The 24,024-nt window shown below is 69.9% G+C and carries 16 protein-coding genes and 1 tRNA gene; 6 read left to right on the top strand and 11 right to left on the bottom strand.

Annotated features, from left to right (window positions below; genetic code table 11):
- Positions 1-202: 202 nt before the first annotated feature.
- From AC0VYN_RS12000 to AC0VYN_RS11985, 4 genes are all read left to right on the top strand, one after another.
- Entirely contained in the window at positions 203-958 is a 756-nt protein-coding gene (locus AC0VYN_RS12000; protein ID WP_475535956.1) for an EcsC family protein, read from the top strand.
- Between the two features lie 396 nt (positions 959-1,354).
- Positions 1,355-1,696, top strand: coding sequence for a hypothetical protein (locus tag AC0VYN_RS11995; protein ID WP_475535955.1), 342 nt, complete (start codon positions 1,355-1,357; stop codon positions 1,694-1,696).
- Positions 1,697-1,837: 141 nt separating this feature from the next.
- Positions 1,838-2,305, top strand: coding sequence for a hypothetical protein (locus AC0VYN_RS11990; RefSeq protein WP_475535954.1), 468 nt, complete (start codon positions 1,838-1,840; stop codon positions 2,303-2,305).
- 140 nt (positions 2,306-2,445) lie between these two features.
- On the top strand, positions 2,446-2,604 hold the full coding sequence (locus tag AC0VYN_RS11985; protein WP_475535953.1) for a hypothetical protein: 159 nt from the start codon (positions 2,446-2,448) through the stop codon (positions 2,602-2,604).
- A 210-nt stretch (positions 2,605-2,814) separates the two neighbouring features.
- Here the strand turns inward: AC0VYN_RS11985 and AC0VYN_RS11980 are convergent, their stop codons facing one another.
- The 9 genes from AC0VYN_RS11980 to AC0VYN_RS11940 form a co-directional block, all read right to left on the bottom strand.
- Positions 2,815-3,825 (bottom strand): alpha/beta hydrolase, encoded by a 1,011-nt coding sequence (locus tag AC0VYN_RS11980; RefSeq protein WP_475535952.1) that lies wholly within the window; start codon positions 3,823-3,825, stop codon positions 2,815-2,817.
- A 54-nt stretch (positions 3,826-3,879) separates the two neighbouring features.
- Positions 3,880-5,508: a phosphodiester glycosidase family protein gene (locus tag AC0VYN_RS11975; RefSeq protein ID WP_475535951.1), complete on the bottom strand. Its 1,629-nt coding sequence runs from the start codon at positions 5,506-5,508 to the stop codon at positions 3,880-3,882.
- A 345-nt stretch (positions 5,509-5,853) separates the two neighbouring features.
- Positions 5,854-7,218 carry a GH1 family beta-glucosidase gene (locus AC0VYN_RS11970; RefSeq protein WP_475535950.1) on the bottom strand — a complete coding sequence of 455 codons (1,365 nt, stop codon included), beginning with the start codon at positions 7,216-7,218 and terminating at the stop codon, positions 5,854-5,856.
- Positions 7,219-7,259: 41 nt separating this feature from the next.
- Entirely contained in the window at positions 7,260-8,099 is an 840-nt protein-coding gene (locus tag AC0VYN_RS11965; protein WP_475536863.1) for a carbohydrate ABC transporter permease, read from the bottom strand.
- Positions 8,100-8,133: 34 nt separating this feature from the next.
- Complete coding sequence (locus tag AC0VYN_RS11960; protein WP_475536862.1) at positions 8,134-9,138, bottom strand: carbohydrate ABC transporter permease; 1,005 nt, start codon at positions 9,136-9,138, stop codon at positions 8,134-8,136.
- A gap of 5 nt (positions 9,139-9,143) precedes the next feature.
- A complete protein-coding gene (locus tag AC0VYN_RS11955) occupies positions 9,144-10,460 on the bottom strand; it encodes an ABC transporter substrate-binding protein (protein WP_475535949.1) in 1,317 nt (438 codons plus the stop codon).
- Positions 10,461-10,686: 226 nt separating this feature from the next.
- Positions 10,687-12,726, bottom strand: coding sequence for an elongation factor G (gene fusA, locus AC0VYN_RS11950; RefSeq protein WP_475535948.1), 2,040 nt, complete (start codon positions 12,724-12,726; stop codon positions 10,687-10,689).
- A 453-nt stretch (positions 12,727-13,179) separates the two neighbouring features.
- Positions 13,180-17,070, bottom strand: coding sequence for a ThuA domain-containing protein (locus AC0VYN_RS11945; RefSeq protein ID WP_475535947.1), 3,891 nt, complete (start codon positions 17,068-17,070; stop codon positions 13,180-13,182).
- Positions 17,071-17,491: 421 nt separating this feature from the next.
- Entirely contained in the window at positions 17,492-18,469 is a 978-nt protein-coding gene (locus AC0VYN_RS11940) for a multicopper oxidase domain-containing protein (protein ID WP_475535946.1), read from the bottom strand.
- 727 nt (positions 18,470-19,196) lie between these two features.
- Here AC0VYN_RS11940 and AC0VYN_RS11935 point away from each other — a divergent pair.
- Positions 19,197-20,738, top strand: coding sequence for a cupredoxin domain-containing protein (locus AC0VYN_RS11935; RefSeq protein ID WP_475535945.1), 1,542 nt, complete (start codon positions 19,197-19,199; stop codon positions 20,736-20,738).
- A 299-nt stretch (positions 20,739-21,037) separates the two neighbouring features.
- Positions 21,038-22,228, top strand: coding sequence for an ROK family protein (locus AC0VYN_RS11930; RefSeq protein WP_475535944.1), 1,191 nt, complete (start codon positions 21,038-21,040; stop codon positions 22,226-22,228).
- A gap of 215 nt (positions 22,229-22,443) precedes the next feature.
- Here the strand turns inward: AC0VYN_RS11930 and AC0VYN_RS11925 are convergent.
- Positions 22,444-22,528: transfer RNA gene (locus AC0VYN_RS11925), tRNA-Leu, on the bottom strand.
- A 184-nt stretch (positions 22,529-22,712) separates the two neighbouring features.
- A complete protein-coding gene (locus AC0VYN_RS11920) occupies positions 22,713-23,906 on the bottom strand; it encodes a sugar phosphate isomerase/epimerase family protein (RefSeq protein WP_451689866.1) in 1,194 nt (397 codons plus the stop codon).
- Between the last annotated feature and the right edge of the window lie 118 nt (positions 23,907-24,024).

Here is a 24,024-nt window from a genome sequence, read left to right as displayed (position 1 = left end):
ACTTCCATGGGAGGGTATGGCCACTTCAACTCGTGAAGGGCGGCGCGGCGAAGGACGCCGTGGCGCCGAGGGGTGGGCGATGGTGGGGAGATGCGGCTTCAGCCGCCCGCAGCCGTGCCGGGGTGCCGGTGACCGGACTCCTCCTCCTGCCAGCAGCAGTGCGGGACGCCCCCGGTGGGGGCGCTCGCGGAAGGGGTGTGTGATGGCCGACGGGAAGACTCCTGATGAGGGAGACGAGAAGACTCCTGACGAGGGAGCGGTCGAGAAGGCCGGGCGGTGGATCGCCGATCTCGCGGAGAAGGTCATGGTGAACGGCGTGGGGCCGGTCTCGGGGTCGGTGACCTGGGCCGAGGACCGTCTATCGCGTCGGCAGGGTGACGATTACCGGGCGCCTGATGACGACGAGCGCCGCTCACCCGAGGACATGAAGGACGACATCGACGCGGTCATCGCCCGCCTCATCAAGGAGTCCGTGGCCGCGGCCGGTACCCAGGGGTTCGTCACCGGTCTCGGAGGCCTGATCACCGCAGGCGTGACGATCCCCGCGAACGTGGCCGCGTCCCTCGCCATCAACATACGGATGGCCGGTTCCATCGCGCACCTCCGGGGATGGGACATCGGCGACCCGCACGTGCGGACCGTCGCGACGATGCTCGCGATCGGGATGAGCGCGCAGAACGTCCTGGCGGCCTTCGGAGTGAAGGTCGGTCAGAAGCTCGGCGAGCAGATGATCAAGAAGATCCCGATCGCGATGCTCCGGGCGATCAACAAGAAGGTCGGATTCTTCCTCGTCTCGAAGCATGGAACCCAACGCGCCGCGATCACTCTCGCCAAGGGGATCCCGATCCTGGGAGGCATCGTCGGAGGAGCCGTGGACGCGGGAGCGACCGCGGTCATCGGACGTGCCACGGACAAGGCCTTGCGCGACGGCACCCTGCGGGTCGAGGAATCTAAGTAACGACAACGCGGACCGAGTGGACGAGGCGTGCCGCACGGGTTCCGGAATCTCCTGCACCGTCGGCGCGGTCCTCGTCGCGCCGACAGTCGGTGAGGAGACGAAGAACGTCCCGCTTGGCGAAGGCGAAGTACCTACGGCGTCCGGGCGGTGCGAGACCCCGCCGCCACCGCGGTCCTCTGACCCTTCAGGCACCGTGCTCCCCACACCGGACGCGGGAGCACGGTGTTCCTGCCCGCACACGGACGAGCCCGCCTCCGTCGGCCTCGTCCGACGTCGGGCATGTCCCCCACCGCGGCCCCTCCGACCCCCGGGCCTCTTCCGCCCGGACGGCGCCCCGTATTGTCGGCGCCCGCCCGTGATCCAGCATCAGCGGGCACACCTTCAGGAGGTCTTCTCGTGCCCTCGCTCCATGACTTCGCCACCTGGCAGCCCCTGCTGCGTCTCTTGCGCGCCGCCCACGTAGAAACGCTCACCGCGCCCGGCGGGCATCTGGCGGGGCAGATCAGTACCGGAGCACGGAGCGTTCCGCTGCCGTTCCGGCCGCCGCAGCCGGGGCGCGCGTCACAGGTCTCCGACAACCAGGAGCAGTTCGACGCCGTGGGCCGGATCGTCGAACCGCTCAAGGAGGACGGAAACGGCAGAGTCTCCTTCGTCGTAGAAGCCTTTTCTGGTGGGGCACCGGTCCGGGTCTCCACGCCGAAGGCACGCACATGCACCGTCCTCGACCGCGGTGCATAATGCGGACTCGGCACAGGCTCGGCCGGCACACGCCGCTGAACAGTTTCTTCGTCGACACCGATCGACCGGAACGCACCGTGAGGGTAATTTTTGGCGAGTGACGGCGCCCGAAGCGGAAGCCAGTGGATGTCAGGAGGCGCCTTGACCACCGGGAAGCAGACGGGCGTATGCCGAGGCTGTCATCAGGAGCGCGTACTCACTGAAGACGGCACGGTCGTGCACCACGAGCTCGCCTCCCTCGGATCCTGCGACGGCTCCGATCACCACCCTCTCGGCCCCCACCTCCTCGACTGCACCTGGGCCGCGAGATACCGCATGGATGGACATGACCACTCATCCATCCCCTTCTACGCGGACAAGGGCGCCTATGCCCTGCACGGAACCCTCGCCGAGGCACACACCGAGGCCGAACCCCACATCCGCGCTCACCTCGCCGAGTTGAACAACACCACACCCGAACGCATTTTGGACCTGAGCTTCAGCATTCGCCCAGTTTCACACCAAAAGGGCCCACAAGACCCCTACGGCGTGTACACCAAGCTGGTTCCCGAGTACACGATCCGCAAGGGTTGCCGCGGCGACAAGGGTATTGCGACCCACTATTTCTGAACCGCACTGGACCGTCACGGCTCACGTCTACGGCACGGACGCGGGCTGCTCATGCTCACGCCACGAAGGGCAGGGCGGCTGGGTTGTCACGGCGTCAGGTGCTCGGCGGTCGAGGTTGCCGTCCTGCCCGAAAGGTCGTCGTGAGGCCCACCCTGGGCGCCGCGCAACTGCGCGGCAGTCTGACGCAGTACCTCACGACGACGTACGCACTCACCGACGAGGACACGCGGCTCGCGCTGGAGCTGTTCCTCGGCGCGATCCGGAGACGGGGATCTTCCGGGGGCCGAACCTGCGGATGAAGACGACGTTCCACCCCGCCGACGGCGGGTGGCATTCTGCACTGGAGTGGCAGCCGTCGTTCACGCCGTGGCGGCACCAAGCAGAGGTGCGGGAACGGCTGAGTACGTACAGGAGGGCGGCCTGCCCACGCTCGTGACGACCGGCACCGGGTCTGGCAAGACCAAGTCGTTCCTGCTCCCCGTGCTCGACCTCGCCGCACCTTGCTGGGCTCAGTCACCCAGCCCCAGCGCCCCCAGCAGCATCGGCAGCGAAGCATGCAGCTCACGCTCCCAGTACGCCCACCCGTGGGTTCCCGGGCCGTAGAAGTTGGTCGTCAGGTGCCGTGCGCCCACCCTCCGCAGCTCCGCCGCCAGGGCCTGGTTCTGGCGGTTGAAGTCGGCCTCCAGGGCGCTCGTCGCGCCCGGGGTGTCCAGGGGGCCCGTCGTGCCGTCGCCGCAGGACAGGTAGACCGGGATGGAGCGGAGTCGCTTCGCCAAGTAGTACGGGTCGTGGGCCTCCCAGATGTCGCGCTGCGCGACCGGGTCGCCCCAGACGCGGAGCGGGTCGTTGCCCTGGCCGGCGAAGAAGCCCATGATGCGGTCGACCGACTCGGCGTCGAGGAGCGGGTGGGCCGAGCCCGAGTAGGCCGCCGTCGCCCTGAACATGCCCGGATGGCGGGCGGCGTAGAGGAGGGCTCCCTGGCCGCCCATCGACAGGCCGGCCACGACGCGCTTGCCGCCCGCGCCCCAGTCGCTCTCCAGGAGGTGGCGCAGCTCGACGGTGTGGAAGGTCTCCCACGCGGGGTCGCCGCCCTGGCCGTGGTTCCACCAGTCGCTGTACCAGCCGTTCCAGCCGGCCTCCGGCATCACGACGAGGACGTCGCGAAGCGCGTCGGTCTCCGCGACGTCGGTCATCCGGGTCCACGACGTGTAGTCGCCGCAGCAGCCGTGGAGGAGCCACAGCGTCGGCCAGTGCTGCGGGCGTCGGGCGTCGGGGTTCCAGCCGTCGGGGGTGAGGAGGCGGACCTTGACCGTGCGGCCGCCCAGGGCGGTGGAGCGGACCGACAGGTCGACCTGGCGGTCCGCGACCTGGGTGACGGCGACGACCTCCGCACCGTGCGGTGACGGCGCCCCGCCATCGGACGCCGCCAGTGCCGGTGCCGTCGGCAGCAGCATGGCGAGCAGGACGGTGAGGACGAGCAGGACGCGGGATCTGAGGGTCGGGACGGTGGGCGCGGGCATGGCGGCTCCCTGCGGTGCGGTTCGTCGCTGCGTGGACGGTGGGAACGGGCTGGGTCAGTGTCTGCGGGGCAGGATCAACAGGGCGTCGCCGACGGGGCGTTCGCCGGTGGCGTCGGACGGGTCGTTGATGACCTCGCCGTCGGTCACCATCGTCGTCGAGCCGCCGCCGTCCAGGTTGACCGCGTCGCGCAGTCCGAGGGACTTGGCGACCTCGGCGCTCTCCACGATGCTCAGGCCGAGTGCCTCGGTGCTGCGTCCGTCGGCCGTGACGAGGACGGTGCGGCCGGCCGCGTCCACTCCGGCCAGGGTGCGCGGGTTCCGCTTGTGCACCCAGCCGTAGTACCAGCTCGGGTCGCCGGGGTGCACCATGCCGTCGGTGGCCGGTGTGACGTGGAGCCGTCCGTCGCGGACCAGTTCGGGGCCGCCGTTGACGATGTCGGTGCCGGGGGACGGGGAGACGCGCCTGCCCCGGTCGTCCAGCAGGGTCGTCCTCGTGGTGACGTGGGCGCCGGGGCGGGCCAGGGCCGTCAGGTCCGCGACCCGGTCGCCCATGGCCTGGACCGAGCTGCCGCCCGCCGGGAGCGGTCCCCCGCGCGGTGAGCGCAGCTCGACGACCCGGTCGTGGGCGTCCAGGACCGCCTCCAGGCCCTCGCCGGAGGGGGTCTGCCGGCCGTACTCGGGGGTGAAGGCGACGAGTTCGTTCGCGTTGGTGCAGGTCACGTCGTGCAGCGGGAGGGACGTCGGCCGGTCGCCCTCGCTGCCGCCGCAGTTCCTGATCAGGCCCGGGACGCGGTTGATGCCGTTCAGGGTGAGTGAGGTGCCGCGGGACGCGATCCGTCCCTGCCAGGTGTAGCGGGCGATCTCGGTCCGTCGGCCGTCGTCGTGGAGGACCAGGCCGGGGCGGCCGCTCACCGGTTCGCTGAGCAGGCGTCCGTCGTAGACGCCCAGGCCGGCCGGGTCGCCGGGGGCGCCCGCCTTCGGGTCGAGGACGAAGAAGCCGGCGTTGACCGCCGCCGTCGCTCCGGCCGCGTTCGCCAGCTCGCCGGTGGTCTCGCGGTTCTCCAGGTCCGGGCCGTACGACGCGTCGAGGCCGCCGCGGAAGGTGCGCGGGTCGATCGTGAGCACGTCCACGTGCCAGGGGCCGCGGTCCGCTGCCTCGCCGTCCCAGCCGGTGAAGACGGCGGATCCGGTGTATCCGGCCGTCCTCAGGCGTGTGCGTTCGGTCGTCGCGGCGGCCTGGGAGGCGAACGTTCCGATGCGGACCCGCCAGCCGAGGGTGCCGCCGGCGTAGTCGGCCGTCCGCCGCGTCGTCACCTTCTCTACGCGGGCGGGGAAGCCGTCGCGGACGAGTGCGGCGGCCAGTTCGTCGGCGCTCGCCTCGTCCTTCAGGGCCGTCGGGGGTGCGTCGGGGTCCGGTGAGGTGTCTCCGCCGGGGATGGAGACCTCGACCGTCCAGTGCAGGGACGGGTCGTCGTCACCGCGCACGATACGGGTGAGGGTGACACCCGGCTGCAGGGTCGTCGTGGTGCGGGTCTCCGCGAGGTCGGAGGGGCCCAGCGGGAGGGCGTGCCCGTTCGGGCGCTGGGCCGAGGGTGCCTGGGCCGGGGACGCCTGCGCGGGTAGCGCGCCGGACGTGACGAGGACGCCGAGGACGGCGCCCGCGGCACACAGTCTCTTCTTCATCTGCACCGCCTGGAAGCATGGGTATCGGTCAGTGACCGCGAATCGTCGGCGCGTTGCCCGATGGGCGCGCTCCTGGTGGTCCGTGGACCGGATACGACCATGCGTCGCTGCTCCTGCCTCTGGTCGACCTGGACATGGACGGTTACCCAACGTCCCTTGCACAAGTAGCGACCTCTTGCGCCCCACCGTCAATATCGGAAACCGGGGCAACCTGGGCTCCTCAGCTCCCGCCCGTACCGGTGGGGCGGTGGGTACGCGCGGGCGGCCGGGTCCCGGGAGTCCCGGGGCCCGGCCGCCCGCGCCCTCGGCCGTAGCGCTCTCGGCCGTGGCGGACCGGCGTCCGGTTCAGGCGGCCTCGCGGCCCCGTTCCCGGCCGTGCGCGGCGATGACGTCCGCGTACCGCCGGCCGCTGCCCTTGATCGTGCGGGTCTGGGTCGCGTAGTCGACGTGGACCAGGCCGAAGCGCTTGTCGTAGCCGTACGCCCACTCGAAGTTGTCCAGGAGCGACCAGGCGAAGTAGCCCGCCAGGGGGGCGCCCTTGTGGGCGGCGGAGGCGCAGGCGGCCAGGTGGGCGGTGAGGTAGTCCTGCCGTTCCGGGTCGTCGATCGTGCCGTCGGGGCGGACCACGTCCGGGAAGGACGAGCCGTTCTCCGTGACGTACAGCTTGCGTGCCCCGTAGTCGTTGGTCAGGCGCAGCAGCAGGTCCTCGATGCCGCTCGCGTCGACCTCCCAGTCCATGCCGGTGCGCGGGACGCCGACGCGGCGCACGGTGCGTACGTAGGGGGCCGGGGCGGTGGGGTCGGCGGCGACCGTCTGGGGGAAGTAGTAGTTCAGGCCCAGCCAGTCGAGGTCCGCGCCGATGAGGTCCATGTCGCCTTCGCGCTCGGGCAGTTCGACGCGGTAGACCTCGCGCATGTCCGCCGGGAAGCCGCGGCCGTGGACCGGGTCCAGCCACCAGCGGTTGGTGTGGCCGTCCATGCGTCGGGCGGCTGCGAGGTCCTCCTCGCGGTCGGTGGCGGCGTGGATGGTGGAGAGGTTGTTGACGATGCCCACCCGCGCGCCCGGGGAGGCCGACCGGATGGCCTGCATCGCGAGGCCGTGCCCGAGGAGCAGGTGGTAGGAGGCGCGGACCGCCGCGGTGAGGTCGGTCAGGCCCGGCGCCATGACGCCTTCGAGGTGGCCGATCCAGGCGGAGCACAGGGGTTCGTTGAGGGTGGCCCAGTGCGTGACGCGGTCGCCGAGGCGCTCGGCGACGACCGACGCGTAGGACGCGAAGTGCTCCGCCGTGGCCCGCGCCTGCCAGCCGGCGTCGCGGTCCTGGAGGACCTGCGGCAGGTCCCAGTGGTAGAGGGTCACGGACGGCGTGATGCCGGCCTCCAGCAGGGCGTCGACCAGTTGGTCGTAGAAGGCGAGGCCCTTGGCGTTGACGGGGCCGTCGCCGCCGGGGACGACGCGTGGCCAGGCGATCGACAGGCGGTAGGCGTTGGTGCCGAGCCGGCGCATCAGGCCGATGTCCTCGCGCCAGCGGTGGTAGTGGTCGCAGGCGACGTCGCCGTGGTCGTTGTTGTCGATCTTGCCGGGGGTGTGGGAGAAGGTGTCCCAGATCGACGGTGAGCGGCCGTCCTCGGCCACGGCTCCCTCGATCTGGTACGCCGATGTGGCCGTGCCCCACAGGAAGTCGTGCGGGAGTGCGGCGAGGTCGATGCTCACGTGCGTCCTTTCGCGTGTGGTGATGTGCGGTTCGACGTGGGTCACTTGACCGCTCCCGCCGTCAGGCCGGTCACCAGGTAGCGCTGGAGGAGCAGGAAGCCCGCCACCACCGGGACGCTCACGACCAGCGAGGCGGCCATGATCTGGTTCCAGTAGACGTCGTTGAGCGTGGAGTAGCCCTGGAGGCCGACCGCGAGGGTGCGGGTGGTGTCGTTGGTCATGACGGAGGCGAAGAGGACCTCGCCCCAGGCGGTCATGAAGGCGTAGACGGCCACCGCGACGATGCCGGGGACCGCCGCCGGCACGACGACCTTGAACAGGGCCTTGAGTGGGCCGCAGCCGTCGACGAGGGCCGCCTCGTCCAGGTCGCGCGGCACCGAGTCGAAGTAGCCGATCAGCATCCAGATCGAGAACGGGAGGGAGAAGGTGAGGTAGGTGAGGATGAGGCCGCCGCGTGAGCCGAACAGGGCGATGCCGGTGGTGTTGCCGATGTTCACGTAGATCAGGAACAGGGGCAGCAGGAACAGGATGCCGGGGAACATCTGCGTCGACAGCACGGTGACCGTGAAGACGCGTTTGCCGCGGAATTCGTGGCGGCTGACGGCGTAGGCGGCGAAGACCGCGATCACCACCGAGCAGACGGTGGCGGCGCCCGCCACGATCACGGAGTTCACGAAGTACTTCGCCAGCGGCACCGTCGACCAGATGTCGATGTACGGGCGAAGGGTCAGTCCGCTCGGCAGCCAGCGGAACGTGCCCGTCACGTCCGCCAGCGGTTTCAGCGAGCTGGAGACCATGACGTAGACCGGGAGCAGGACGAAGGCGGTGAGCAGGGTGAGCAGGATCCGCCGGGTCCAGAGGAAGGAGCGGGGCGGTGCCATGGGGGAACGGGCCGGGCGGGCCACCGTACGGGTGTCAGGCACGGGCAGACCTCCGTCCGCGTGAGGTGACGGCCAGGTACACGCCCGTCACGAGGAGCAGGAAGAGCAGCAGCAGGACCGACATGGCGGAGCCCCTGCCGAAGTTCCAGGTCGCGAAGGACTCCTGGTAGATGTGGACGGAGACCAGGTCGGCGGCCTCGGGAGCGGTCTTGCCGAACAGTACGAACGGTGTGTTGAAGTCGTTGAAGGTCCACAGGAACAGCACCAGGACCAGGACCTGGTTGACCGCGCCGAGGGACGGCAGGGTGATGCGGCGGATCTGCTGCCAGGTGCCGGCGCCGTCCAGGGCGGCGGCCTCGTACAGCTCCTTCGGGATGTTCTGCAGGCCGGCCATGACGATGAGGAAGGCGAACGGCCAGCCCTTCCACACCGACACGGTCAGCAGGGCGACGAAGCTGTTGTCGCCGATGAGCCAGAAGGACGGCTTGTCGGTCAGGCCGAGCTGGTCGTGCAGGACGTGGTTCACCAGGCCGTTGTCGTGCTGGAACATGAAGACCCAGGTGATGACGGCCGCGTAGACCGGCAGGGCGTACGGGACGAGGAACAGGGCGCGCAGCAGGCCCCGGCCGCGGAAGGCGTCCTGCATGCAGATCGCGGCGGCGGTGCCGATCAGCCAGCACAGGCCGACGGACAGGAGGGTGAAGGCGACGGTGACGAGGAAGGAGTGCAGGAGTTCCTCGCCGACGGGGGCGTCGAAGTCCACCGACACCCGGTAGTTGTCGAGGCCGGACCAGGGAGCGGTGCCCCAGTCGCGGATGAAGAACTGCGTCAGTTCCTTGAAGCTCATCACCACCCCGATGACCATCGGCACCAGGTGGACTAGGAGTTCGAGGAGCAGGGCGGGCAGGAGGAGCAGGTAGGGCAGGCCGATGCGGCGGATGCGGCCGGAGCGGCGGCCGGGACCGCTCCGGCCCGCGGCGGGCGGGGAGCCGTCGCGGGGCGTCCGCCCGCCCGTCTTCTCGGGGACCGTGGTCGTCATCGTGGTCACTTGGCCGGCATCTGCTGCTGGGCCTTCTCCAGCTTGGCCTTCACGTCCGCCGTCGTCACCGCGCGTCCGGCTGCGGCATCGGCGAACAGCTCCTTGATCGCCGTACCGACGGCCGTCTCGAACTGGGACTCGGCGGCGACCTGCGGCAGCGCGACCGCGCTCCGCGCGAGGGTGTCCTTGAGGACCGCGTTGGCCGGGGTGCTGAAGGCGGGGTCCGACTGGGCGGCCTTGACCGGCGGGATCGAGCTGTAGGCCTTGTTGAGGATCTTCTGCTCCGTGTCGCTCGTCATGAACTTCACGAACCGGGTGGCGCCGTCGAGGTTGTCGGTGTTCCTGAAGACGGCCATGTTGATGCCGGCGACCATGGAGTTGACGTTGGTGCCGCTGCCCGGGGTGCCGGACCGCACCGGCACCGGGGCGATGCCGTAGGAGTCCTCGCTCATGCCCTGCGAGGCGAGGTTGGCGGACGCCGACTGCCACAGCAGCATCGCGGTCCTGCCCTTGGCGAAGTCGCTCACGGACTGGTTCTGTGCGTACTCGGCGTTACCGGGAGCGATGATCTTGTCCTTGGCCATGAGGCCGACGTACTGCCGGACCGCGGCGACGACCCCGTCGTCGGTGAAGTCCGGCCTGCCGTCGGCGGTGAAGAAGTCGGCGCCGTGCTGCTTGGCGAAGGCGAAGGCGTGGTGGATGTTCTCCGACGGGTTGGAACCCTCCGCGCCCAGGCCCCACTTGCCGTCCTTGGAGAGTTTCCGGCCGGTCGCGACCAGCTCGTCCCAGGTGGCCGGAGGCTCGGTGATGCCCGCGTCGGCGAACATCTGCTTGTTGTAGTAGAGCGCGTACGCCATCGAGTACAGCGGCACCGCGGCCGGGTCCTGGCCCTGAACGCCCGTCGAGCCGAGGGCGGAGTCGACGAAGCGGTCCCTGCCGCCGATCTTGTCGAGGTTCTTCTCGTCCCAGGGCAGCAGCGCCCCGGTGGCCTGGAGCGAGGCGCTCCAGGTGTTGCCGATGTTCAGCACGTCCGGGCCCTGGCCGGACGTCGTGGCGGTCAGGATCCGGTTCAGCAGGTCCGACCAGGGCACGACCTCCAGTTTCACCTTGATGCCGGTCTCCTTCTCGAACTTGTCGAGCTCGGGCTGGAGGACCTTCTTGTCGACCTCGACGCTGGCGCCCTGGTTGGAGGCCCAGTACGTCAGGGTCTTCGGCGAGTCGTTGGACCCGCCGCCCGTGGACGAACCACCGCCGCAGGCCGTCGCGGCGAGGGCGAGAGACATGATGACGGCGCCTGTGGCCGCGGCTCGGATACTGCGCATGGTCCCTGGAGTCCCTTCGGGGGTGCGCACGACGAGTGCGCACGGCTCGCACCCGGGGCACGAGCACTCACGGCTTAATTTAGGACGTGAGTTAAACCTGCGCAGCCAGGCCCGTCAAGGGTTCCGACGCGCATCGCCGAAGTGGCCCGGCGCGCGGTGCCGCACCGGCAGGCGGTGACCGCCCCGGTCCCCTTGCCCCGCCTGGCAAGGGGACCGGGGCCGGCCCCTACGGCACCCGGGTCACGGCCGGCGCCGGCGCGTAGCCGGTGGGCCGGGCGGTGAAGGTGCCGCGGCCCTGGGTGCGGCTGCGCAGCCGGGTCGCGTAACCGAACAGCTCGGCCAGCGGCACGGTGGCCGTGACGACCGCCGCACCGGCCCGCGTGTCGGAACCGGTGACCCGGCCGCGGCGGGCGGCCAGGTCACCGAGCACCCCGCCGACCGCGTCCTCGGGCAGGGTGACCGTCACCTCCACGACCGGTTCCAGCAGGACCATCGCCGAGGCCCGCAGGGCGTCGCGCAGGCCCAGCCGGCCGGCGGTGCGGAAGGCCGTGTCCGAGGAGTCCTTCACGTGGGTCCGGCCGTCGGTGAGGGTCACCCGCAGCCCGGTCACGGGGTGCCCGCCGAGCGGTCCCGCGGCCAGGGCGTCCCGGCAGCCGGCCTCCACGGCCCGCACGAACTCCTGCGGCACGCGGCCGCCGACGACCGCCGACCGGAACACGAAGCCGCCCTCGTCCCACGGCTCGACGTCCAGCACGACATGCGCGAACTGGCCCGCGCCGCCGTCCTGTTTGACGTGCCGGAAGACGAACCCGGACACGCCCCGGCCGACCGTCTCGCGGTACGCCACACCCGGGCGGCCCACGGCGACCTCGACACCGTGTTCGCGCCGGACGCGTTCCACCGCGACCTCCAGGTGCAGTTCGCCCATGCCGGACAGCACGGTCTGGCCGGTCTCCGGGTCGGTCCGTACGGCCAGCGAGGGGTCCTCCTCGGTGAGCCGGGCGAGCGCGGTGGCCAGCCGGTCGGTGTCGGCGGACCGACGGGCCTCGACGGCGACGTGCACGACCGGTTCGGCCACGCCCGGGGGTTCCAGGACGAGCGGGGAGCCCGGCGCGCACAGGGTGGAGCCGGCGCGGGCGGACTTCAGTCCGACCACGGCGACGATGTCCCCGGCGACCGCGCGTTCCAGCGGGTCGTGCCGGTCGGCCCGCACCCGCAGGATGCGGCCGATCCGCTCGGTGCGGCGCGTGCCCGCGTCCCACACGGTGTCTCCCTTCTCGATGGTGCCCGAGTACACCCGCAGATACGTCAGCCGTCCCGTCGGGGTCGCGTTGACCTTGAACGCCAGGGCGGCCAGCGGTGCGGACGGGTCGGCGGCCCGTTCCTGTTCCGTGCCGTCGTGCGTGCCGCGCACCGGGGGTACGTCCTCGGGGGACGGCAGGTAGGCGACCACGGCGTCCAGCAGCGGCTCGATCCCGCGGTTGCGGTAGGCCGAGCCGCACAGCACCACCACGGCGTCGCCGGCGCGGGTCAGGTCGCGCAGCGCCGCGGCGAGGGTGCCGGCGGTCAGCGTCTCGCGGTCGCAGAACTCCTCCAGCGCGGCGGGGTGGCGTTCGGCGACCGCCTCCTCCAGCGCGCGTCGCCGGCGTGCCGCTTCCTCGCGCAGGTCGTCCGGCACCGGCCTCTCCTCGGCCGCGTCCGCGCCGTCGGCCCACACCAGGGCGCGCATGCGCAGCAGGTCGACGACGCCGGTGAAGCCGTCCTCCGCTCCGACGGGCAGCTGCACGGCGAGCGGCGCCGGGTGCAGCCGTTCGCGGATGGAGGCGACGGCCGCGTCGAGGTCGGCGCCGGCCCGGTCCATCTTGTTGACGAACGCGATCCGGGGCACGCCGTGCCGGTCGGCCTGCCGCCACACGGACTCGCTCTGCGGTTCGACGCCCGCGACGGCGTCGAACACGGCGACCGCGCCGTCCAGGACGCGCAGCGACCGCTCGACCTCGTCGGCGAAGTCCACGTGGCCCGGTGTGTCGATCAGGTTGATCCGGTGGCCGTCCCACGCGCAGCTGACGGCCGCGGCGAAGATGGTGATGCCGCGGTCGCGCTCCTGCGGGTCGAAGTCGGTGACGGTCGTGCCGTCGTGGACCTCGCCCCGCTTGTGGGTGGTGCCGGTGGTGTAGAGGATCCGCTCGGTGACGGTGGTCTTGCCCGCGTCGACGTGGGCGAGGATGCCGAGGTTGCGGACGGTGGTGAGGGAGGTGTTGCGCATGGCCCCGTGGCCTTTCGGACGGTCCGGAATCGGGCAGCGCGATTCCCCGGAGGCGCGCCGGGCGCGCGCCGTTCCCGCCGACCGCCCTCACTGGGGGTCGACGGGGTGCGGCGGAGCGTGGTCAGGCGGGCGTCACGGGCATCCGGTACCGGCCGCGCAGCGGGCACCGGACGGACCGGGACACCAGGATCACCGTGTACCGGGAACGGGGAGCGACGGCGGCGGTGCGGTCACGCACGGCGGTCTCCCCTCACTGGTCACGGGCACCCGCGGTGGGCGCCCGTCCGTCTGCTTTGCGTTCGGTGAGTGTAGGGAGGGGTGCGTGGGAGGGGCCACCGGTTTTCCGGGGGTGCCAGTCCCGGCCGGGGGTCGATGGCGGACCGCGCGGCCCGTGCTCGCGGCAGTGCCGGGCTCGGGGCTGTTGCCCCGAGCCCGGCGTCCGCCGCTGTGCGACTACAGGTTCCGCACCCGGATGTTGCGGTACTCGGTCAGGTCGTTGTTGCTGTGGTTCTGCAACCCGATGTACCCGCTGAGGAACTGCCGCAGATCCGTGGGCGGGTCACCCGCCCGGGACGACGACTTGCCGGGCGTGTTGTCGAACTCGTTGATCACCACGCCGTTGCGGATGATCGTGTAGTGCTGCCCGACCGCGCGGATCTCGTAGTCGTTCCACTGGCCCTTCGGGGTCACCCCCGCCTTGTCCAGGACCACCGGCTTGAAGTTGTACACCGAGCCGGTCTTCTGGACCTCGCCCGTGGCCCCGTCGTAGATCTGGATCTCATGACCGCAGAAGATCGCGACCCACTCGGGTGCGGTGCGGGCCGAGCCGACCGTCCCGCAGCTGCCGGCCGGACGGTCGGCCAGCGGCGTCCGCGGGTCCGGGAACCGGACGAAGACACCGGTGTTGGTGTTGCTGCCGGCCGGAGCCACGTCCCGGAACTGGAGCCTGAGCGAGAAGTCCCCGAGCTCCTGCTTGGCGTACCACAGCATGCCCATGCCGCCGGAGCTGCGCATGGTGCCGTCGGGCAGGAGTGAGAACTTCCCGGGGCCGGCCTGGCGCCAGTCGGCCAGGCTCGCCGCGGTCCCGTCGAAGAGGGGCTTGTACCCGGCGACCTTGCCGATCTCGCTCTTGGCCGCCGCCTTGCCGATCGCGGACGACTCGCGGTTGTCGAGGACGCCCTCCTTGCGGAGGTCGTTGACGACGGCGTTGACGTGACTGACGAACGCGCCGTGGTTCGGCCAGGACGCCTCGTCGTCGATCAGGTCGTTGACGGTGCAGCCGCCGCCCGCTCGGTGGTTGACCACGCCGGTGTCGGTGTCGAGCAGCTCGACGGTCTTCCGGGCGTCGGGCGCGGGGCAGCCGGCCTCGGCGTCGATCGTCGCGGTGGCCTTCTCGCCGTCGGCGTAGGTGACCGTCAGCTTCGCCTTGTACGTGCCGTAGTCGGCGTAGGTGTGCGTGGGGTTGGCCTCGTGCGACGGCTTGCTGCCGTCACCGAAGTCCCACTCCCAGGCCACACCACCGGTCTTGGCGCTGGAGAACGCCACCGTCCTGGGCTCGCTCTGCTTGATCACGCGCGCCCCGGCGTCCTGCGGCTTCGGGGTGGCCGGGCCACCCTGGTAGGTGATGCGGATGAGCTTCTGGTTGGGGTGCAGGCTGAAGAAGCCGCCCGCGTAGTCGAGCATGTACAGGGCACCGTCGGGACCGAACTTGGCGTCCATCCAGCTCTGCAGCTGGGTGGAGCCACCGCCGGACGGGATGATGCTGCGCAGGTCCTCGCCGAAGGCGGGCGCGCCCGCGTCCTTGACCTTGTCCGGGTCGACGGTCACCGCGACGCGGTTGCCGGCGTTGGACTGGTCACCGATGAACCACTTGTCGTTCCAGTACTCCGGCCAGGCGACACCGCTCTTGGTGTCCACCTGGGAGCGGTGGTAGGTCGGGCCGGACATGACGGCCTGGCCGCCGCCCCTGAGGTACGGCTGGGTGTAGGTGGCCTCGCTCGTCTTGTAGGACGGCAGACCGCTGCCGTCGGTGCGCTCGGGGAAGACCGGGCCGCCGCCCTGGGGCGAGTACCAGATCATGTTGTCGCGGGCCGGCGGGATATCCACCAGGCCGGTGTTGCGCGGCGACTCGTTCTTGAGGTTGTCGCAGTCGTACCAGCCGGTGAGCTCACTGGCGTCGGTGTTGCTGCGGTCGCGGTACGGCTGCCGGTTGCCCATGCAGTACGGCCAGCCCTGGTTGCCCGCGGAGGTGATGATCGTGGCCGTCTCGTACTTGGCCGGGCCCAGCTCGGGGTCCGGAGCGCCCGCGTCCGGCCCGACCCAGCCGGCGTTCAGCCAGTTGTGCACCGGGTCGACGGAGAGCCGCGCGATGTTGCGGACACCCATCACGTAGATCTCGGGGCGGGTCTTGGCCGTACCCGGCGCGAAGAGGTTGCCCTTGGGGATCGTGTAGGTGCCGTCGGGCTCGGGGTGGATGCGGATGATCTTGCCGTTGAGGTCGTTGGTGTTGCCGGCGGTGCGGCGGGCGTCCTGGAAGGACGTGCCCTTGTAGTCCTGGGTCCAGTTGTTCCCGGAGTAGCCGCCGGAGCCGCCGGAGGAGTTGCTGTCACCGGAGCCGATGTAGAGGTTGCCGTCCTTGTCGAACGACATGCCGCCGCCGGCGTGGCAGCAGCTGTGGATCTGGGTGTCCCAGTGCAGCAGGTCCTTGCGGGTGCCCTTGTCGATGAACTCGGTCGCGAAGTCGTAGGTGAGCCGGGAGACCGTCCGCTGGCCGATCCGCTTGTCGCGGTCGATCGACTCGTGCGGCATCCAGTAGATGTAGATCCACCCGTTCTTCTCGAACTTCGGGTCGAGGGTGATGCCGACGAGGCCTTCTTCGTTCTTGACCAGTTCGTCACCGCTGCCCCGGTTGCCCATCACGTCGAGTGTGGTGAGCAGCTTGACCTTCTTGGTCTCGGGGTCCCACTGGTGGATGGTGCCGCAGCCGAGGCCGACCTTGGGGTCGTTCCAGGAGCTGATCGGGCCGGACGGGCAGGCGGCCTTGCCGATGTAGAAGGCCTTGCCGTCGGGGGCCATGGTGAGGCCGTGCGGCTCACCGATCTGGTCGAGCTGCCCGGCCTGGTTCTGGGCCGTCAGCCGCTCGGTCTTGTAGTTGGACGCGATGGTCGCCTGGCAGTCACCGCGGACCATGCCGGTGGTCCACTGGATGGCGCCGAGGAGGTGGCTCTGGAACTTCGTGTCCGTGGTGTAACTGTCCTCGGTGCGGCCCATGCCGGTGTAGAAGGACCTGCCGCCGTCGTAGTCGCGGCACCACGAGATCGGGTGGAAGGCGCCGTTGGCGCCGGGTCCCGGCTGGTACTTCCACTCCTCGACCTGGGCGATGGTGTGGACCTTGCCGATCGGATTGGGTTCCCAGTTGATCCACTGGTCGGAGCGGGTCCAGTTGAGCGGGAGTCCCTTGTTGGCCGGGTGCTGGCGGTCCGTCACGTCCACGACGGCCTTCTGGACCTTGGAATCCTGCGGAGGCGTCGGGTTGGCACTGAAGAGCCGCAGCTCGGCCAGCTGAGTCAGCGGCTCACCGCTGTTGGCGGTGATCTCCAGCCGGTAGTGCTGGTAGGCCGTGGTGTTGGTGAACTGGAACTGCCTGGTCTGGAACCGCGACGAGAAGGTCTCGCCGTTCCGGGTGTCCAGGGTCTTCCAGGTCTCGCCGTCCTGCGATCCCTGCAGCTTCCAGTCCTTGGGGTCCCGTCCCGAGGAGTCGTTGGCGGAGGTCAACGCGTAGTTGACCACCGCGACGGGCTTGTCCAGCTTCATGGTGACCCAGCCGGTCGGCGTAAAGGCCAGCCACTTGGTGTCGTCCTTGCCGTCGAACAGTTTGTCCTTGCTCTCGTTCGGCGGGTTCTCCCCGTTGGCCGCGCTCTCGACGACCTTCTCGGCGTCGGGGAGACCCAGGGCCGGGCGGGTGCCGATCAGCCCGGTGAACCAGGAGGAGTCGGCCTGGGCCCGGGCGGCGTCGTGGACGCCGACGAAGCCGCCACCGTTGTTGATGTACGACTGGAACGCGGCTTCCTGCTCGGCGTTGAGCGTCACGCCGTCGGCCGACAGGAACACCACCCCTCGGTACTTGGCGAGGTCGCCGGTGTTGAACACGCTCGCGTCATCGGACTCGACGACGGTGAACCCGTTCTTCTCGCCGAGGTTCTCGATCGCCGACGTGGCCTTCTTGACGGGGTCGTCCTGCTTGGCGGCCGGTCCGTGGAACACCAGGACGTTCACCTGGGGGTCGGCGGCTACGACCTGGTCCTGGCCGCCGCGTTCAGCGGTCGGCTGGGCCTGTGCCTGCACGGCCGGCAACGCGGTAAGCCCCACGGTCAGTGCGGCGCTGGACAGCAGAACGACCGCACGGCGCCAGGACCACGCGTGACGAACGGTCCGCCCAGGACCAGACGGCGGCGATTCTCTTCGTCCTGACAGGGCGAACCGGTCTGTCTTACCCATGTCTGCTCCTTGACTCGATCCGGCAACGGAAGAGTGATCAGGGAATGGAGCGGAGGGCTGCCGCAGGGCCCCGCCCGGTAGGCGCCGTGACGGGCGGTCACGATGCCCGAAGAAACGGGATGCCGGAGCAGGGAGGTCGAGTCCGCCTCAGTTCGGGCGGGCGAGGACCGGCCGGCGGCAGTTCGGTACACGCCCGTCAGGCCGTCAGGCAGCCCTGAAAGGCGTGGCTTCGGGGGTGGAGCCCGCATCGGGACTCCGCCGCTGCCTCCTAGTGGTGGGGCATACCGCCGGGGACCGTACCGTCGGCCTCGGTCACGAGGAAGATCCCGGCCATGCCCATGTCCGAGTGACTCTGGACGTGGCAGTGGTACATCCAGGCACCCGCACCGACATGGTCGCCCGCGATCACCTGGAACCCGAAGGAATCCGCGGGACCGACGGTCTTGGTGTCGATGACCCGGCTCACGTCCTGCGGACCCTGCAGGATCCCGGTGCGGTTGTCCACCCAGCGGTGGCCGTGCACATGGAAGGTGTGGAAGAACTCCCCGTGGGTGATGACGACGAACTCGACGCGCTCGCCACGGACCGCCGTGAACGTGGGAGCGTCGTGGTGGGCCTTGTTGTTGATCGTCATGTCGTTGAACACGACCGTGAACTGCTTGTCGGGCAGTACGTCGCCCTTGCGGCGCACGATCACGGGTCCGTACAGGCCCTTCTTGAGGCCGCCCGTACCGTGTGGCGTTCCCACGTTGTGATCGTGGTAGTGCCAGTAGCCGGCACTGCCGGCATCCCACGTCCCGTCGTGGCTCCGTCCCGGGGCGTGGGTGCGCCAGACGTAGGTCCGCCGGCCGCCCGGCTCGACGACGCTGTCGTTCATCTTCGTGCCGTCACTGGCGACGTCGTAGTCCAGTCCGTGCACGTGAAGACTCGCGGCGACGTCCAGGTTGTTGACGACCTCGATGTGCATCGTGTCGCCCTCGGTCAGCTCGATGAGCGGGCCGGGAATCGTCGCCTTGCCGGGTTCCAGACCGTAGCCCATCTCCCCGTTCGGCAGGTTCTCCATGTACAGCGTCAGCTCGCGGACGGTGCCCTTGCCTCTTCCCTGACCGTTTCCTTCGCCGGGCTCGTCCTTCGACGCGGCTGCGGCGGTGCCCAGCACTGTGGGCACGACCGCCGCGGCGGCCGCGCCGGTGGCGAACGCTCGTCGGGAGAAGAGGCGTCTCTTGCCTGCGCCTGGGTCGGTCATCGTTCTCCAATCCTCGAAACGCGTGCGTGCCCGAAGGCGTTTCGTGGTCGTGGTGTGAGCCGCCGCCGAAGGCAGCTGTGCCGTCACGGCGGTAGGCGGTGGTGCGCCGGGGTTCGGCCCCGCGAGACAGGCGGAGCGGTCGTCTGACCGGACTTCGGTGGAGGCGGGTCCGGCTCGCTCGGTGCGCCGGCTACGGCCGCCGGGATCGGATCGACTGGGTGAACACGGTTCGCCTCAGAACGTGGACACCGTAGCGGGAGCGCCTCCGCTTTTTCCAGACTCAGAACAAAGTTGGTTGGATCCCGGTCATAGGTCTTGGCGCGTCGCCAAAAGGCCCGCTAGCTTCCCATCGTTGCCGCATGAAAGAAGTTGCGTGAACCCCGCCCTCGGGTTCGCGGTTTCAGCGGCCTCGCAGTGACAGGGGCGGATGCCGCCTGCGCGTGAGTGACGGCGGCCCCCGCCGTCACTCACGCCTGGGCGACCAGCCGAAGCACGGCAACCGCCCCGTTGCGTCCAGGGCGCCGGTCGGGTGAGTGGAGGACTCGCGTCTCATCCCGGCGGCTGATCGTCCACCCGGCGGGCCGCGGGTCCTGCGCGGTGCCGCACAAGCGAATTCCCGAAAGGTGCAGCGGTGTTCGGAAGACTGCTCCATACCCAGACGGATCCGCCCTCTCCGAGATCCGCGCCACGTGAACGGTGGCGCGCGCATCCGGTGCTGATGGCGCTGATGGCTGTTGTCTTCACGGCTTTCGCACTGGCCGTTCCGGCGGCGTACGCGGCGGCGACCGACGTGGAGGAGACCGCAGCGGACCAGGTGCTCACCTGGACGGCCGGCGACGATTACATGAAGTACACGTCAGCTCCCACCACCGCGGTAGCGGGCAAGGCGACCATCGTGTTCGACAACAGCACGGCGGTCGGCAACACGACGGGGTTGACGCACACCCTGACGTTCGACACCTCGAACCCCGACTACAACGACGACGTCAGCCTCAACATCCTGGCGAGCCCCTTCGACTCCCAGGGAGGCAGGCACACGGCCGAAGTCACCCTCACACCGGGCGTCTACCGCTACTTCTGCGCGATGCCGGGCCATCAGATGATGGTGGGTGAGCTGATCGTCACGGCCGCGCCCGGCGACGACACCACCGCCCCGGACACGTCAGCGACGGTGTCGGGGACGAAGGACGACGCCGGGAACTACGTATCCACCGCCACGGTCACACTGACCGCCTCCGACACCGAATCCGGCGTCGACACCATCGAATACTCCCTCGACAACACCACATACCAGCACTACACAGCACCCATCGACATCAACACCCCCGGCCAGCACACCCTCACCTACCGAGCCACCGACAAAGCCGGCAACACCTCACCAACACAATCGGTCACATTCACCATCGCAGCACCCGAACCACCCAAGGACACCACCGCCCCGGACACATCAGCAACCGTCACCGGAACCAAGAACGACGCCGGGAACTACGTATCCACCGCCACGGTCACACTGACCGCCTCCGACACCGAATCCGGCGTCGACACCATCGAATACTCCCTCGACAACACCACATACCAGCACTACACAGCACCCATCGACATCAACACCCCCGGCCAGCACACCCTCACCTACCGAGCCACCGACAAAGCCGGCAACACCTCACCAACACAATCGGTGCAGTTCACCGTCGTGGCGGCTCCGCCTGCGGACAGGACGCCACCGCAGGTGTCGGCCTCCGTCTCCGGTACGAAGAACGACGCCGGTGACTACGTCGGCAGTGCGACGGTGACGGTGACGGCCTCGGACACGGAGTCGGGTGTGGCGAGGATCGAGTACTCCCTCGACGGTGGTCCCTACCTGCAGTACTCCGACCCGGTGGCGATCGACAGGGCCGGGAGCCACACCGTGCTCTACCGGGCCAGTGACAGGGCCGGCAACACGTCCACGCCGCAGTCGCTGTCCCTCACCGTCGTCGACAGCAAGCCGCCGACCGACTGTCCTGAAACGGACGACCGTTCCACCGTGTTCACCGGTTCACTCAACACCGGTGTGCCGAACCGCGTCACGACCAACGGATGCACGATCAACGAGCTGATCGAAGATCACCGGGCCTGGAAGAACCACGGCACGTTCGTCTCCCACGTCGGGGAGATCGTCACGACGCTGCGGAAGGAGGGAGTCATCGACCAGCGGGAGGCCGCCGCGATCAGGAAGGCGGCCGGCAAGTCCGACGTCGGCACGCCGGACCACGGTCCCGCCCGCCGCTGAGCCACGGCTTCGCGGTGACGCCGGAGCCGTGTACCTCGGCCTCAGCAGTCCGCCGAGGCAACGCGGACGGCACGCCAGGCCCGATGGGGCGGAGAGCTGGACGGCTCCGCGCCTCGGGCCTGGCCGCCTCCGCGGCAGCCGGGGCGGCGACAAGGCCGCACTGCCTCGCTCCCGGCTTCGTCCATCAGCTGACGAGAACTTTGTGAATCGTTGCACGAGTTTTTGCTACTGTCCGGGCGGAAGGCCGTGCACCCCGGGACACCGGGCATGCGAACGACTCCGACCACTACGGGGGCGACGTGAGGAGTACGACGGCTCGACCGGCCAACAGCCATCAGGCCCGACTGCTCCGCCTCCTGCGCGACCTCGGTCCGCAGTCCCGGGTAGCCCTCGGAGACCAGGTAGAACTGTCACGCTCCGCGCTCGCTGCGGAGATCGACCGGCTGCTGGAGACCAGTCTGGTCGTCCCGGACGGCCTCGCCGCCTCCCGTGGCGGCCGGCGCTCGCACAACGTCCGGATCGCCCCGGCACTGCGGTTCCTCGGCGTGGACATCGGCGCGACCTCCGTGGATGTCGCGGTCACCAACGCCGAGTTGGACATCCTCGGCCATCTGGCCGAACCTCTGGACGTGCGGGAAGGCCCGGTGGCGGTCTTCGAGCAGGTGCTGGCCTTGGTCGGCAAGCTGCGTGAGACGGCCTCGGTGGAACACTTCGACGGCGCAGGGTTCGGCGTGCCGGGACCAGTCCGGTTCCCCGAGGGTGTCCCCGTCGCACCGCCGATCATGCCGGGGTGGAACGGCTTCCCCGTCCGCGAGGCGATGAGCCAGGAGCTCGGCTGCCCCGTCCTCGTCGACAACGACGTGAACCTGATGGCCCTGGGCGAGCAACAGGCCGGCGCCGCCCGGTTCGTGCGCGACTTCTTGTGCGTGAAGCTCGGGACAGGCATCGGCTGTGGCATCGTCGTCGGCGGCGAAGTCCACCGCGGTGTCACCGGCAGCGCCGGCGACATCGGCCACAATCGGGTGGAACCGGACGGGCTGCGGTGCGCCTGCGGCAACACCGGTTGCCTGGAGGCGTACTTCGGCGGGAACGCCCTCGTACGCGAGGCGACCGCGTTCGCCCGGTCCGGCCGCTCGGCGGAGCTGGCCGGACGGCTCGCGTCGGCAGGGAGGCTGACCGCCGAGGACGTGTCGGCCGCCGCGAGCGCCGGGGACGCCGCGGCCCTGGAGCTGATCCGCTCCGGAGGAAGACGTACCGGTCAGGTCATCGCCGGCCTGGTCAGCTTCTTCAACCCCGGTCTGGTGGTCGTCGCAGGTGGGCTCACCGGGCTGGGCCACAACCTCCTGGCGAGCATCCGCACGCAGGTCTACCGTCAGTCGCTGCCGTTGGCGACCGGCAACCTGCCGATCGTGCTCGGCGAACTCGGGCAGGTAGCCGGCGTCGTCGGCGCCGCCCGGTTGATCAGTGACCACATCTTCTCACCGGCCTGACGCTTCGATGCGCGGCCGGAGCCGGTGGCGAGTCTCGGGGCTGTGCCTGCGGGTTTGCTGATATCACGCCCCCCGTGGGCCGGGAATCACCGCGCGGGAGAGCGCCCCCCAAGGCGGCGCCGAGCAGTGGCCCCGCCCGGTCGGTACCTCCGCTCGACATGCCACGAGGACCGCGACCGTAAGGTCGCAGTCCTCGTCTGCTCATGTGACGCGAGTGTCCGAGGGGGGACTTGAACCCCCACGCCCGATAAAGGGCACTAGCACCTCAAGCTAGCGCGTCTGCCATTCCGCCACCCGGACAAGGTGTCTGCCGCGGTGCGGGGTGTTGCCCCCGCTGCGACATGGACAACCATACCAAGGTTTCGGAGTGCCTTTCACCTGCGTTTTCCTGCCCCGGGGCGACGCTGCGGAGGGTGCGGGCGCAGCGCGCCCCGGGTCGCACCTCGAGTGACCGGACGGTTGCGGAGGGCTCGCGTCCGAAGGGTCAGCCGCGCCGCTTGCGCAGTGCCGCCAGGTTGTCGTAACTGATCTTGGCCTCGCGCAGCGACTGCGCGGGGTCGGTGGCGCTCGGCGAGTTGTCGTCCTCGACCATCGGGTTGTGGTAGTTGCGCTGCCCGACCCGCGAGAAGAACGTCGTGTAGTCGATGACGCCGGTGCCGAAGGGCACCATGTCGTACCCCATGCCGTTGGTCGTGCTGACGACGCCGTCCTTGGCGTGGAACAGCGGGTAGCGCTTGTTGTTGCGGACGACGAGTCCGGCCGGGTCGAAGACGTTCCTGCGGGTGGAGCCGTCGTGGGCGGTGTAGGTGTGGAACTTGTACTGGGCGACGTGCGCCCAGAAGATGTCCATCTCCAGCCAGACCACCTTCGGGTCGGTGATCTTGAGGAAGTACTCCAGCTTCCGGATGCCCGAGCTGCGGGTCGGCCGGCCCTGGTCGTCCAGCGGGCCGCCGTCGAGCAGGAAGCCGTAGGCGCTGTCGTGGTTGTGGGTGTAGAGCTTGATGCCCTCGCGGCGGGCGATGGCGCCGAGGGCGTTCCACTTGTCGGCGGCCACGTCCCAGTCGGCGCGGTAGGAGCTGCCGGTGGGGTCGCCGCCGGTGCCCATGTGGTCCATGCCGAGGATGTTGGCGATCTCCAGGTGCTTCTTGAAGGTGTCCAGGTCCGCCTTGTTCAGCGGCCAGGAGGAGGGGATGAAGCCGTGGTTGCCCTGGGCGCGCAGACCGTAGTCGTCGAGCCAGGAACGCAGCAGCCTGGCGCCGGCGACGGATTCGAGGCTGGCGCCGCCGGGCGCGTTGGCGTGCTGGTTGTACCCGGCGAACTCCACCTGGCGGTAGCCGTGCCGGGCGAGCTGCTTGAACACCTCGCGGAAGCCGGAGGGCAGGTCGGAGGCGAGCGGGTCGCGGGCGGTGGCGTCGCGGACGGTGTAGAGGATGATGCCGCGCTTGTCGGCCGGGACGAGGACGTCCCCGCCGCGGTCGTGGCCGTGGCCCTTGCCCTGCTCGCCTGCCAGGGCCGGGCCGGCGCCGAACACGGGGGCGGCGACGGCGCCGGCCGCGACGGCGGTGCAGGTGGTGAGGAAGCGGCGGCGGCCGACGCCGAGGGTGCGGCGCAGCGCCTCGTCGGGGCCGTCGGCGGCGGGGGTCGTGCCGGTGCGGGAGGGGTCGGGGAACGGGCTCACGGGTGCCTGCCTTCTGGGTCGTGGCCTGCGCTGATGCGGTCAGGGCGGGCCGTTGTCGGTGCCGTGTGTTTCACTCTCGGTAGCTGGACGTAGCTGGATCCGGGGGTCGTACGCCGTC

Source organism: Streptomyces sp. 63XJN7_1_ISO-PGPR-S23-121, assembly GCF_056173025.1.
Note: the sequence above shows the minus strand (reverse complement) of the source record. Positions and strands in the feature narration are given on the sequence as shown.